This is a genomic window from Sporosarcina siberiensis, from assembly GCF_042681925.1.
Classification (GTDB): domain Bacteria; phylum Bacillota; class Bacilli; order Bacillales_A; family Planococcaceae; genus Sporosarcina; species Sporosarcina siberiensis.
Genome location: NZ_JBHUGI010000032.1, coordinates 110,864 through 124,229, shown reverse-complemented (window position 1 = coordinate 124,229; position 13,366 = coordinate 110,864). Strand labels below are relative to the sequence as shown.

Below are 13,366 nucleotides of genomic sequence, written 5' to 3'. Positions count from 1 at the left end.
CAACGTTTGCTCGGGAGCCGGGGATATTTTGAAATAGGAGGTGAATAGGATGGCTATAACACAAGAACGTAAACATGAATTGATCAATGAGTTCAAAACTCATGAGAATGATACAGGGTCTGCAGACATACAGATCGCTATCCTTACTGAAGATATCAATAACCTGAATGGACATTTGGCTAATCACAAGAAGGATCACCACTCACGTCGTGGTCTTATGAAAATGATTGGTACTCGTCGTAGATTGCTTAGATACCTTCGTGACAACGAAGTTCAGCGTTACCGTGATCTTATTGCTAAGCTCGGCCTACGCCGTTAATAAGAAAACAATTAAAGCGGGCCTAGTGCTCGCTTTTTTTTTTACGTTCTAATATAAAATTAGGTACGAAAAGATCTTCTATATAAACTCTCCATTTTCACTCTACAATCATAGTTGCTTGGAGTGCAAGGCAGTCTAAAACCACGACGTCCTGTCGTAACGACTGCATGACCCACTTCGTGTGGGCCCGCGGCTAAAGGCGACTCCAGCGGGATGAAGCGGGACAGTTGAGACCCCGCAGTGGAGCGATAGCGAAAGGCGTTACGTAGAACGACTTTTGCAAGCAAAAGCGCAGCGTTGCGAGCACAGCTGCCTTAACTTCTGCAAATTAACGCAGAAGTACGGCAAATCGAACTCTTCGTTGTTCGATTGGCTCAACGCCCGCCCCTAAGAAGAATGGTTTTTATTCTTCGACAGTGGAACGCGTCCGCCTGGAACGGAAAGCAACGGTGTTCTGGATTCTGTTTATATAGGACTACCCAAATAAGTCGGTTTTAGCTTAACGTAAAAGATTGCTTAATCATTTTGTCTTAATATTTACTAGAACGTTGAATAAAGTGCTATACTGTAACAATGCGCCTTGATGGTGGTTATTGATGATAAAAACTTGTATTCACTTAGGGCTTTCAATTACACTAATAATAATACATACAACGTATACGGTTTAGACTGGAATACGGAGAGGGGTTCGATTATGACAGGTAAAAAAGTATACACACTCGATTGGGCAGGTAGACAGCTTATCGTGGAGACAGGTCAACTTGCAAAACAAGCTAATGGAGCAGTTCTCGTTCGTTACGGCGATACAACGGTTCTTTCGACTGCAACTGCATCAAAAAATTCAAGAGGTCTTGATTTCTTCCCATTAACAGTAAACTATGAGGAACGGATGTATGCTGTCGGTAAAATTCCCGGTGGTTTTCTTAAACGTGAAGGTCGTCCTTCAGACAAGGCTGTTTTAACAAGCCGTCTGATTGACCGTCCAATCCGTCCTCTATTTGCAGATGGATTCCGTAATGATGTACAAGTTATTTCACTTGTTATGTCAGTTGATCATGAGTGTTCATCAGAAATGGCGGCAATGCTTGGTTCATCACTTGCACTTTCTGTATCGGATATTCCATTTGAAGGTCCAATTGCTGGTGTTCAAGTAGGTCGTATTAACGGTGAGTTTCTCATCAACCCTACACCAGATCAGTTAGAAAAAAGTGAATTGGATTTAGTTGTCGCGGGCACAAAAGACGCAATCAACATGGTTGAAGCAGGTGCTCAGGAAGTAACTGAGGACATTATTCTAGAAGCAATCATGTTTGGTCATAGTGAAATCGTTCGATTGATCGAATTCCAAGAAAAAATCATTGCAGAAGTCGGCAAAGAGAAAATGGAAATCGCTTTATATGAATTAGATGAAACGCTGATGGCTGAAATCAAAACGAGCTGCGAAGCGAAACTTATTTCAGCAATTCAAACGCATGAAAAACATGCCCGTGCAGATGCAATTGATGCAGTGAAAGCTGAAGTTATGGAGCACTACAAAGAAAATGGATCAGATGATGCAACAATGAAACAAGTGAAGGGTATTCTTGATGACATCATTAAAGATGAAGTTCGTCGTTTGATCACTGACGAAAAGATTCGTCCAGATGGTCGTGGCTTGGATGAAATACGTCCACTTGCTTCTGAAGTTGGAATTCTACCAAGAACACATGGTTCAGGACTCTTCACACGTGGACAAACACAAGCACTAAGCGTTTGTACATTAGGTGCACTTGGAGAAGTTCAAATCATCGACGGACTTGGTATTGAAGAGTCTAAGCGCTTTATGCATCATTATAACTTCCCGAACTTTAGTGTTGGGGAAACAGGTCCAATTCGTGGACCGGGTCGTCGTGAAATTGGTCACGGGGCACTTGGAGAAAGAGCTTTGCTTTCTGTACTTCCAGATGAAAAAGAGTTTCCATATACAATCCGTCTCGTAGCAGAAGTGTTAGAATCGAATGGTTCTTCATCACAGGCTTCAATCTGTGCATCGACAATGGCGATGTTGGATGCGGGTGTTCCACTTAAGGCTCCAGTTGCGGGTATCGCAATGGGACTTGTTAAAAAAGGGGACAACTACTCAGTTCTTTCGGATATTCAAGGAATGGAAGATTTCCTTGGCGATATGGACTTTAAGGTAGCAGGTACTAAAAAAGGAATTACAGCACTACAGATGGACATCAAAATTGATGGTCTGTCTCGTCAAATTTTAGAAGAATCATTGACACAAGCTAAAATAGGGCGTTTGCACATTCTTGAACATATGAATACGGCAATTGAGGAACCTCGTACAGAGTTGTCTCAATATGCACCGAAAATCATTATGATTAAAATCAATCCAGACAAAATCCGAGACGTTATCGGACCTGGTGGAAAAGTGATTAACAAAATCATTGAAGTTACAAACGTGAAAATCGATACTGAGCAAGATGGTACGATTTACATTTCTTCGCCAGATAACGAAATGAACGATAAAGCGAAGAAGATGATTGAAAATATTGTTCGCGAAGCAAAAGTTGGCGAATATTATATGGCGAAAGTGAAGCGCATTGAAAAATTCGGTGCATTCCTTGAAATCTTCCCAGGCAAAGATGGTCTTCTTCACATTTCTGAGATCTCAGAAGAACGCACAAAAGCAGTAGAAGACGTTTTGAAAATGGACGCAGAACTATTCGTTAAAGTAATTGAAATCGACAATCAAGGTCGTGTAAACCTTTCTAGAAAAGTTGTTTTACTAGAAGAGAAAAAAGCTGCCGAAAAAGAAAACGAATAAATAGCGCATAATAATTACATTGAAAAGCCTCTTTTCACATAAAGTGAATTAGGAGGCTTTTTCTTTCTTTAACAAATAAATTTAAGGGGGAATCCGCGAATGATAGAGAAACAAATTTGCGCGAATGGCGTAAGGATTATTCATGAACATATGCCTTATGTTCAATCAGTAGCACTTGGAGTATGGATAGAGGCAGGTTCCGCTGATGAAAAAGAGGTCGAAAGTGGAATTGCACACTTTATTGAACATATGTTATTCAAAGGGACGGGTACTAGAAGTGCACGTATGATTGCTGAAGAGTTCGATCGAATTGGTGGAGATATCAATGCGTTCACATCAAAAGAAGCAACATGTTTTTTTGCAACAGTACTTAATAATCATTCAGGAAAAGCGTTATCCATTCTAGCAGACATGTTTTTCAATTCAACATTTCTTGACGAGGAAATTGAGAAAGAAAAATCAGTAATTTTTGATGAAATAGCGGCGGTAGAAGATACACCAGATGATGATGTGCATGAAATCCTTTGGGAGAATATGTACCGAAATCATTCGATTGGAAGACCTGTTCTCGGAAAAGAGAAAACGATTGAAACATTTAATAAGGAAATGATATTAAATTTTATGGAACGCATGTATCGGCCTGAAAGAATAGTTATCTCAGTAGCGGGAAATTATGATGAGGAATTGATTCAACAAATTGAAAAAGAATTTGGTTCATTTCAATCGAAAGAGCAACATGTGGAAATGGATTTAGAAATTCCAGAATTTTTCGAAGGTGTTTGGATTAAAGAAAAGGACATCGAACAAGCACAGCTTTGTATTGGTTTTCCAGGGATTTCATTAGGGGATCCAAATATGTATGACTTAGCAATTCTGGATAGCATTATTGGCGGTGCGATGTCTTCAAGGTTATTCCAGGAAGTGAGAGAAGAACGTGGTCTTGCGTATTCGGTTTATTCGTATTACTCGTCTTATATTAATTCAGGTGCGTTTGTAATTTATGCTGGAACTTCACCTGAGAAACTATCGGAATTGTACAGCACAATTAATGATGTTATTGACTCAATTCTTGAAAAAGGTGTAACAGACAACGAGATTTTAAATGCAAAAGAACAATTAAAAGGTGGATTTATACTTGGTCTTGAAAGTTCAGAATCACGAATGAATCGAAATGGCAATAATGAGCTCTTACTAAAAAGACACCTAACAATAGATGAAGTGATTTCTCGAATTGATGGAGTAAATGCCGAGGGGATTCTTCGAATGGCCCAATCAATATTTGTGAATAAACGCTCAAATTCTATTATTGGACCTAAAGAAATTGTACATCGTATTAAATTCTAAATGTAAATAGAGTCAGCTTTTCAACTTCGTTTCATATACTGGATGAAGATAAAGGAAAGGGGAATGACAATGTTACTTTCAGAACTTGCTCAAAAAGAATTAATTCAAGTGGAGGATGGGATTAGATATGGAATTTTGGGAGATACAGATCTCATATTTAATACAACAACAGGAGAAATTATAGGGTTTGAAATAAAAAAGAAATTTGGCCGTTTTTCTTTTAAAGGCCGGCAGGAACAGTCTGAGGAGTTTATCCCTTGGAAAGAAATTGTTTTGATAGGTGAGCATCGAATTTTGTTTACGAAGGCGACCACGATGCATGAGGCCGGTTTTGATGATTGAAAAACGATGGCTATTCATTGGTTCAGATCGCCGAATTGCAGTTTGCAGTGAAATCATGTCGGTGCGTGGTCATTCATGCCGATATGTCGGATCGGATGTTGTAACTTCAGAATTAGAAAAGACAATTATTGAATTTAAGCCCAATCATATTGTTTTTCCAATCTTGCAAATGAAAAGTGATTTTCCGGTACAAATTCTAAACAAAGAAACGAAGTTATTTGTGGGTGTAGCAGAGGAAAAATGGCTTCGCCCTTTTTTAGATGCCGGGCTGGAAATACAATCTTTTTTGGAAGAAGAACAATTTGTATGGAGAAATGCAAGACTGACAGCAGAAGGTTTTATTGCGGAATACTATACTCGGACGAAGAGAGTTGTATCGGGAGAACATTTTTATGTCGCGGGTTTTGGTAAAGTTGGAAAAATGGTAGCGGATGTTCTGTCCTCTCTTGGTGCAGACATTACGATTCTTGCACGTTCTAATACACAGCTTGGCGAGGCGCTTTCGAATCATTATAACGCTCAGCGACTTACAAGTAATTTTGAAGTACAGGAAGGCTGTCTGGTTAATACAATCCCATCACAGTGGTTTTCCCCTGGGAGTGCAACAAAACTCCGCATCTTTGATCTTGCGTCAGCACCCGGTTGCCTAAGGGATAGTCGGGTATTTGAATACTATACAATACTCCCTGGACTTCCGGGGATACATTTTCCTTTCGATGCAGCAACTGCTTTGGCAGATGCACTTGATAGGATGTATAGAAGATGAAAGGGGAAGTTCATGCTACAAGGAAAACGTATAGCTTTAGGTATCACAGCCTCGCATTGTACGTATGATGAAATTATTCCGGTCATCGACTCTCTCATCGAAGCCGGTGCAACAGTTGTACCAGTTATTACTCATTCAGTCCTCACAGCTGCGACGAGGTTTGGAACGGGTGAGGAATGGATTCGAAGGATTGAAGAAGCGACCGGAGAAAAAGTTATATCTACAATTGTTGGAGCCGAGCCATTTGGTCCAACAGCACCTGTTGATTGTATGATTATTGCCCCAATGACGGGAAATTCACTAAGTAGATTTGCCAATGCTTCAACCGATTCACCGGTATTAATGGGTGCTAAAGCGACACTCCGTAACGGTAGTCCAGTTTTACTTGGCATTTCAACAAATGATGCACTTGGACTAAACGGTGTCAATATTATGAAGCTCCTAAACATGAAAAACGTCTTTTTTATTCCATTTGGGCAGGATGATCCATTCAATAAACCCAACTCACTTATTTCAGATTTTTCACTGATGGTCCCAGCTACTGTAGCTGCTCTAGAAAAAAGACAGCTGCAACCTTTACTCATCATACACGAAAAAAAATGAATGTTTTGATACATCATGTCCAGTCTTGTGCTATAATTTCTCCATTAGAACTGCTTAAGTGCTGAAGGGGAGAATTTGAATGAAAAAAGTAAATGTAGCGATTGTCGGAGCGACTGGTGCGGTTGGAACAAAAATCCTTGAAAAGTTATTGGAAAGAAATTTTCCTATGAATTCAATTAAACTACTAGCGTCTAAAAGATCCGCAGGAATGGAAATTACGGCAAATGGCCAAAAATTTATTGTAGAAGAGACAGTTCCAGAATCATTTGATGGAATTGATATCGCTTTTTTTAGTGCTGGAGGAAATATTTCCAAAATGTTCGTAAGTGAGGCGGTTGATAGAGGAGCAGTTGTAATTGATAATACAAGTGCTTTCCGTATGACTGCGGATATACCGCTCGTTGTTCCGGAAGTTAATCCTGAGGCATTAAAAAGGCATTCGGGTATTATAGCGAATCCGAACTGCTCAACAATACAAATGGTAACTGCACTTGAACCGATACGACAAAAACTAGGTTTAAGTCGGGTAATTGTTTCGACGTATCAAGCTGTTTCCGGTGCCGGTATTGAAGCCATTGATGAGCTTCAAAAACAAAGTGCCGAGTTTGAAAGTCGTGCCACGAATGAAGCCAATTTATTGCCAACAGGTTCTGGGGAGCGTTTCTATCCGATTGCATTTAACGCAATTCCGCAAATCGATGCTTTCGATACTTCAGGATACACGCTAGAAGAACTTAAAATGATCAATGAAACCAAGAAAATTTTTGAAAATAATAAATTACAAGTTTCTGCGACATGTGTACGAATTCCAGTTGTTTCTGGACATTCCGAATCGATTTATTTTGAAATTGAAAACGATGATACATCTGTAGCCGATATCCAAGCGCTGTTAGAAAATGCACCTGGAATTGTTCTACAAGACAATCCAGATAAGCAATCCTACCCGATGGCACTATTTGCCGAAGGAGAAGACGCTGTATTTGTGGGCCGAATTCGGAAAGATCCCGATCATCCAAATGGTTTTCATATGTGGGTTGTAACGGATAACTTGTTAAAAGGAGCCGCATTAAATTCTGTTCAAATCGCAGAATGTCTCATTAATGAAAAGGGCTGATTTGTATGGAAATGGGTCGCATTTCAACTGCAATGATTTCTTCATTTTCAACTGAGGGAAAAATTGATTACGAAATAGCGGGCGTTTTAATTGAACATTTAATTAAAAATGGTACAAATTCAATTGTAGTGAATGGAACAACTGGAGAGTCTCCAACATTATCGGTCGAAGAAAAAGAAGCACTTCTAGCATTTACAATTAAAACCGTAAATAAAAGAATTCCAGTAATTGCAGGTACAGGTACGAATTCAACAAGTGAGTCTCTACAGTTGACTAAAAAAGCGACAGAACTAGGCGCGGATGGGATAATGCTTGTTACCCCTTATTACAATAAACCGAGTCAAAAAGGAATGTATGCTCACTTTACCGAAATTGCTTCGGAAACTTCATTACCGATTCTGTTGTATAATATACCGGGGCGATCTGTTGTAAATCTCTTGCCAGAAACAGTTGTTGCTCTTTCAAAAGTGAAAAACATTCGGGCTGTGAAAGAAGCAAGTGGCGACTTAGAACAGATTGCAACGATTATTACCGAAACGGATCAAAACTTCTCTGTATACAGCGGTGATGACGCGTTAACATTGCCGATTCTTGCGATAGGTGGAAACGGAATTGTTTCAGTCGCCGCACATATTGTTGGAAATGACATGCAAAAGATGATCGCAGCCTTTCTAGCTGGTCGCAATGCGGAAGCAGCTGCAATGCATCGTGCATTACTACCTTTATTCCGTGGGTTATTTGCAACTTCGAATCCTGTTCCTTTGAAGTATGCACTTAAAAAAATGAACATAGGTACAGGTGGAGTGAGATTGCCTTTGATATCTTATGGAGATTGCAATGCTGAATTTGATCATATATGGAAAGAATACGAAAAGAACCGTACGCTTTTCGCTTAAATTAGGCCGGTTTTAGTTGCCGGCTTTTTTTGTTTGAACGACAATACATAGCCTTTTAACGTACAATTCAACAGATATGAATATGTATTTTCACGAACTTGTGTTTTTAATGTTTGTACAGGACCGCTTCGTCCCGTATAATAAAAGACAGTCAATCTGAACGGGAAAGAAATAGGAGGAAATTATGTGTCAAAAATAAAAAATGAGTCAATAAGAATTATTCCACTTGGTGGAGTTGGAGAAATTGGGAAATCTATGTACGTTGTTGAAATTGATGAAGAAATGTTTATCGTAGATAGCGGGCTTATGTTTCCTGAAGGAGAAATGCTTGGAATCGATATCGTTGTTCCAGACATTACGTACGTTGTAGAAAACAAAGAACGCGTAAAAGGAATCTTTTTAACACACGGTCATGAAGATGCAATCGGTTCAATCGCATTTTTGCTTCAAAAAGTACAAGCTCCGGTTTACGGATCGAAGCTAACAATCGCGCTTGCTAAAGAGCATTTGAAAGAAATGCCGTCACCTACAGCTGTAAAGTTTTTTGAAGTAACGAATAAAAGTCGGATGAATTTTGCGCGTACACATGTTACATTTTTCAATACAACGCATAGTATTCCGGATTCACTAGGAATCGTTTTTAACACAAGTGAAGGTGCAATTGTTCACACTGGAGAGTTCAAGTTTGACCAATCCGCGAAAGGTAAATATCGTCCGGATATTGGGAAAATGGCAGCCATTGGTGAGCAAGGTGTTTTTGTACTAATGTCAGATTCTTCGGAAGCTGAACGTCCTGGATATACAACTTCTGAATCTGTTATTGAAGCACATTTATCAAAAACGTTTCACGGAGCAGAAGGCCGTATTCTAGTTGCTTTATATGCTTCGAACTTTATTCGAATCCAACAAGTATTCGACACTGCAGTAGAGACAGGTAAGAAAGTCGCTGTTGTCGGAAAGAGTCTTGAAAGCTACTTTGAAGTAGGTAAGAATTTAGGTTACTTGGAAATTGAAGACGATATTGTAGTACCTGTTGAAGATATTGAAAAGTATGATGATGATAAAGTTGTAATCATCGTAACAGGGAACAAAGGGGAGCCACTTGATGCTCTATCCAAAATTGTTCGTAAAGATCATCAACTACTGCAAATAAAAGAAACAGATACTGTTTTAATTACGTTCACACCTTCACCTGGTATGGAAGTTTCTATGTTCCAGACAATGAATGATCTTGCAAAAGCTGGTGCATCTGTACTTACTTCAAGTAAGAATGTTCACGTTTCTGGTCATGGAAGTCAGGAAGATTTGAAATTGATGTTAAACCTTATGAAGCCAAAGTATTTTATACCGGTTCAAGGTGAATACAGAATGCTTATTGCACATTCGAAATTAGCTCAACAGACGGGAATTCCAAAGACAAGTGTCTTTATTGCCGATAAAGGCGATGTCGTTGAGTACAATAAAGATAAAATGCGCATGAGTGGACGTGTTCCAGCAGGGAATATTTTAATTGATGGAATAGGTGTTGGCGATGTTGGGAATATCGTTCTACGTGACCGTAAACTATTATCGCAAGATGGCATATTTACAGTAGTCATCACACTAAGCCGTAAGCAAAAACGCATTGCAGCTGGACCAGAAATTGTTTCGCGTGGATTTATTTATGTTCGTGAATCTGAAGAGCTGTTAGAAGAAGCTCGTAAACTTGTTCGAAAAATTGTTGAGACACATGTGAATAAAAAGTCTTTCGATTGGACAAACATAAAGCAAGAGATAAGAGACACACTTAGTTCATATTTATACCAACAAACGAAAAGACGCCCAATGATTATTCCAATTATAATGGAATACTAATTAGGTAGACTTTTTCTTAAATAGGATCTACGTTTCTAATAGAATCGCTTCGAAGGATTTCCTTTGCCGTCTGTGCGGTAGGAAATCCTTTTTTGGAACTTAGAAAGGAGGAGACAAATGCCAAAAAAGAGGGGCAGTCGAAAGACAGCAAGTAAAGGCAGAAAGAAAAAACCACAGGGAATGCATCCATTATTTTACGAAGTCATTGGACTTGTAATGCTTGGGTTAGCGGTTATTATTATTTTTGAATTTGGAACGGTCGGACAAGGTTTGACTTCGTTTTCAATGATGATATTTGGGAACTGGCATAAAGCAATTCCTCTTATACTTATTATACAAGCTCTTATTTTAATGATTAATAGAAAAGCCGGAGGATGGAAAAATAGAATTGTTGTCGGTTGTTTGTTTATTCTAGCAAGTTTCATTTTATTCAGTCATGTGTATCTCTTTAAAGAACTTTCTACAAGCCAAGTTCTTATGTCGGATTCGGTTTTAAAAGAAACATGGAACATACTTGTGACGAATGATGGCATTACTTCTAGAAGCGGAGCACTAGGTGGAGGTATGGCTGGGGCATTTTTATTTGCAATGTTCTTTTCTCTTTTCGATTCTGCTGGAGCTACTCTTGCAGGTGTTCTCTTACTGTCAATTGGACTTGTTTTATTAACCGGGAAAGCTCTAGTTCCGTACTTTGCAGAAAAGTTTCCTGACTTTATAAATTCAATTAAACAATCTTTGAAGAATAGAGAAACGCCTGCGAAAAAGAAACCGTCGAAACAAACTCGTTCCAATCGACCGAGCAAACCCGTAAACAAAGAAGAAAAGCCACAGGAAGAACCTGAGGATGAAATGATTCAGATTATGGAGATACCGTCTCAGCCAATTATTTCTGCATTCACTGAACGAATCGAAAAAACGGAACGTGAAGAACCTGCTTTGGAAATAGATGCAGAAAATGCTGTTGATGTTTCCATAACTGGGGTTACGGGTGAAGAAGAAAATGAGTCTTATATTTTACCACCCCCTAGTTTATTAAAGGAGACTCCGATGAATGACCAATCAGAGGAGTTTAACTCAATTCAGGCAAATGCTCAAAAATTGGAACGAACATTTTTAAGTTTCGGTGTGAAGGCGCGTGTTACACAAGTCCATTTAGGTCCTGCTGTAACAAAATATGAAGTATTGCCGGATACGGGTGTCAAAGTCAGTCGAATTGTGAGCTTGTCCGATGATATCGCACTAGCTCTAGCTGCAAGTGGAATTCGAATAGAAGCGCCGATTCCAGGTAAGTCTGCGATTGGAATTGAAGTACCCAATAAAGATATAGCTGTTGTTAGCCTTCGTGAAGTCATTGAAGCGAAAGAAAACAGTCGTCCGGAATCCAAGCTAATGATTTCACTCGGCCGGGACGTTACTGGACAGGCAATTTTAACAGAGCTTAATAAAATGCCGCATGTTCTCATCGCTGGGTCTACCGGGAGCGGGAAAAGTGTGTGCATCAACGGAATTATTATCAGTATTCTAATGCGAGCGAAACCTCACGAGGTCAAAATGATGATGATTGATCCTAAAATGGTTGAGCTGAATGTGTATAATGGTGTGCCACATCTTTTAGCACCCGTTGTGACGGACCCGCGAAAAGCGTCCCAAGCACTACAGAAAGTTGTTTCAGAAATGGAACGACGTTATGAATTATATTCTCATACAGGAACACGAAATATAGAAGGATACAATGAACATATTGATGTTTGGAATGAAGAAAATGAAGAAAAACATCCGCGGATGCCTTATATCGTTGTAATTGTGGATGAGCTGGCTGACTTAATGATGGTAGCATCCAATGATGTAGAAGATTCCATTACGCGTCTAGCTCAAATGGCACGGGCGGCAGGAATCCACTTAATCATTGCTACACAACGTCCAAGTGTTGATGTTATAACAGGAATTATTAAGGCGAATATACCGTCCCGAATTGCATTTGCTGTTTCATCGGCTATCGATTCAAGAACGATTCTAGATAGTGGAGGGGCTGAAAAGCTTTTGGGAAGGGGCGACATGTTATTTCTTCCCGCTGGTGTATCGAAACCAGTCCGAATTCAAGGTGCATTTGTGTCAGATAGCGAAGTTGAGGCTGTAGTGGATTTCGTAATTGAACAACAAAAAGCACAGTACCAAGAAGAGATGATTCCGACTGAAGTTGTGGAAGTGAGACCACATGAAGAAACCGACGAATTGTATGATGAAGCAGTAAGTCTTGTAACGGAACTACAAACAGCATCTGTTTCCATGTTGCAACGTCGTTTTAGAGTGGGTTATTCACGTGCAGCACGTATTGTTGACCAAATGGAAATGCGGGGTGTCGTGGGTCCACCAGAGGGCAGCAAACCTAGAAAAGTACTGTTGAGTAAAAACGAAGTGGATGCCCACTTATAAATACTATGTCAAATCAGTGTCATTAAAGCCGTGGAAGAAAAATTAGTGAATTGCTTGTTTATTTTCTGAGTAAAAAGTGATATAGTATGGTTGATTAGTAGTGAAGTTTAACATCAGAGGTCTGACCTCAATTGGAGGTGATTGTGCAATGATGATAAAAACAGATCAGAGACTTTTATATTTACAAGTGATCGAACGATTAAAGAATGATATTGAAAAAGGCATCTTTAAAGAAAATGAACGTTTCCCATCTGAATTCGAGTTAGCCCGAAAGCTTGGTGTGAGCCGTGCTACACTACGCGAAGCGCTTCGACTTCTTGAAGAAGAAAAAGTAATCATACGGAAACATGGTGTTGGAACATTTGTAAATCCAAAGCCTCTATTTACTTCAGGTATTGAACATTTGACAAGTGTTTCTGCAATGATACGAAATGTTGGAATGGAACCAGGAACAATATTTATGGATGTTTCTGAGTCAACTCCTAGCGAGAAAGAACAGACAAGATTTACTTGTAATGAAGAAGATCATCTTGTAACAATCAAACGTGTGCGAACCGCAGACGGAGAACCAGTTGTGTATTGCATAGACCGTGTACTATCTAAAAATATACCAACAGGAACAGAAGAGTTGTTAAATGTTTCGATTTTCGATGCGATTGAAAAATCCGGAAAAATCCGAATTGATCAAGCCGTTACTCATATAGAGCCAGTAGGGTATGACGATGAAGCATCGTCCATATTAAGATGTGGTGTCGACGTGCCGCTCTTAGTATTACTTCAACATCATTACAGTGAAGATGGCGAAATGGTTTTGTACTCGAAAAACTATTTTCGAGCGGATAAATTTAGCTTTCACGTCGTACGAAAACGGGTATAAGACGCT

General features: G+C 39.4%; 11 protein-coding genes. All 11 read left to right on the top strand.

What is annotated here, in order from left to right; all coding sequences use genetic code 11:
- Positions 1 to 49: 49 nt before the first annotated feature.
- The 11 genes from rpsO to ACFSFY_RS11455 all read left to right on the top strand — a co-directional run bounded on the left by rpsO (position 50) and on the right by ACFSFY_RS11455 (position 13,360).
- On the top strand, positions 50 to 319 hold the full coding sequence (gene rpsO / locus ACFSFY_RS11505; protein WP_381538161.1) for a 30S ribosomal protein S15: 270 nt from the start codon (positions 50 to 52) through the stop codon (positions 317 to 319).
- A gap of 694 nt (positions 320 to 1,013) precedes the next feature.
- Entirely contained in the window at positions 1,014 to 3,131 is a 2,118-nt protein-coding gene (gene pnp / locus ACFSFY_RS11500) for a polyribonucleotide nucleotidyltransferase (protein ID WP_381538159.1), read from the top strand.
- A 99-nt stretch (positions 3,132 to 3,230) separates the two neighbouring features.
- Complete coding sequence (locus ACFSFY_RS11495; protein ID WP_381538157.1) at positions 3,231 to 4,475, top strand: M16 family metallopeptidase; 1,245 nt, start codon at positions 3,231 to 3,233, stop codon at positions 4,473 to 4,475.
- Between the two features lie 69 nt (positions 4,476 to 4,544).
- Positions 4,545 to 4,817, top strand: coding sequence for a YlmC/YmxH family sporulation protein (locus ACFSFY_RS11490; protein WP_381538156.1), 273 nt, complete (start codon positions 4,545 to 4,547; stop codon positions 4,815 to 4,817).
- Positions 4,810 to 5,583, top strand: coding sequence for a hypothetical protein (locus tag ACFSFY_RS11485; RefSeq protein ID WP_381538155.1), 774 nt, complete (start codon positions 4,810 to 4,812; stop codon positions 5,581 to 5,583). The genes ACFSFY_RS11490 and ACFSFY_RS11485 overlap by 8 nt, the downstream gene beginning before the upstream one ends.
- Positions 5,584 to 5,595: 12 nt before the next feature.
- Complete coding sequence (locus ACFSFY_RS11480) at positions 5,596 to 6,186, top strand: dipicolinate synthase subunit B (RefSeq protein ID WP_381538154.1); 591 nt, start codon at positions 5,596 to 5,598, stop codon at positions 6,184 to 6,186.
- A gap of 79 nt (positions 6,187 to 6,265) precedes the next feature.
- Positions 6,266 to 7,300: an aspartate-semialdehyde dehydrogenase gene (locus ACFSFY_RS11475; RefSeq protein WP_381538152.1), complete on the top strand. Its 1,035-nt coding sequence runs from the start codon at positions 6,266 to 6,268 to the stop codon at positions 7,298 to 7,300.
- 5 nt (positions 7,301 to 7,305) lie between these two features.
- Positions 7,306 to 8,196, top strand: a complete 891-nt coding sequence (gene dapA, locus ACFSFY_RS11470) for a 4-hydroxy-tetrahydrodipicolinate synthase (RefSeq protein ID WP_381538150.1) — start codon at positions 7,306 to 7,308, stop codon at positions 8,194 to 8,196.
- Between the two features lie 186 nt (positions 8,197 to 8,382).
- A complete protein-coding gene (locus ACFSFY_RS11465; RefSeq protein WP_381538148.1) occupies positions 8,383 to 10,050 on the top strand; it encodes a ribonuclease J in 1,668 nt (555 codons plus the stop codon).
- Positions 10,051 to 10,167: 117 nt separating this feature from the next.
- Entirely contained in the window at positions 10,168 to 12,483 is a 2,316-nt protein-coding gene (locus ACFSFY_RS11460; protein ID WP_381538146.1) for a DNA translocase FtsK, read from the top strand.
- Positions 12,484 to 12,631: 148 nt separating this feature from the next.
- Positions 12,632 to 13,360 carry a GntR family transcriptional regulator gene (locus tag ACFSFY_RS11455; protein ID WP_381538144.1) on the top strand — a complete coding sequence of 243 codons (729 nt, stop codon included), beginning with the start codon at positions 12,632 to 12,634 and terminating at the stop codon, positions 13,358 to 13,360.
- The last annotated feature ends 6 nt before the right edge of the window (positions 13,361 to 13,366 follow it).

Bases quoted from the DNA above. Each gene is read 5' to 3' on its own strand.
- rpsO (WP_381538161.1), top strand. From the start codon at position 50: ATGGCTATAACACAAGAACGTAAACATGAATTGATCAATGAGTTCAAA.
- pnp (WP_381538159.1), top strand. From the start codon at position 1,014: ATGACAGGTAAAAAAGTATACACACTCGATTGGGCAGGTAGACAGCTT.
- ACFSFY_RS11495 (WP_381538157.1), top strand. From the start codon at position 3,231: ATGATAGAGAAACAAATTTGCGCGAATGGCGTAAGGATTATTCATGAA.
- ACFSFY_RS11490 (WP_381538156.1), top strand. From the start codon at position 4,545: ATGTTACTTTCAGAACTTGCTCAAAAAGAATTAATTCAAGTGGAGGAT.
- ACFSFY_RS11485 (WP_381538155.1), top strand. From the start codon at position 4,810: ATGATTGAAAAACGATGGCTATTCATTGGTTCAGATCGCCGAATTGCA.
- ACFSFY_RS11480 (WP_381538154.1), top strand. From the start codon at position 5,596: ATGCTACAAGGAAAACGTATAGCTTTAGGTATCACAGCCTCGCATTGT.
- ACFSFY_RS11475 (WP_381538152.1), top strand. From the start codon at position 6,266: ATGAAAAAAGTAAATGTAGCGATTGTCGGAGCGACTGGTGCGGTTGGA.
- dapA (WP_381538150.1), top strand. From the start codon at position 7,306: ATGGAAATGGGTCGCATTTCAACTGCAATGATTTCTTCATTTTCAACT.
- ACFSFY_RS11460 (WP_381538146.1), top strand. From the start codon at position 10,168: ATGCCAAAAAAGAGGGGCAGTCGAAAGACAGCAAGTAAAGGCAGAAAG.
- ACFSFY_RS11455 (WP_381538144.1), top strand. From the start codon at position 12,632: ATGATGATAAAAACAGATCAGAGACTTTTATATTTACAAGTGATCGAA.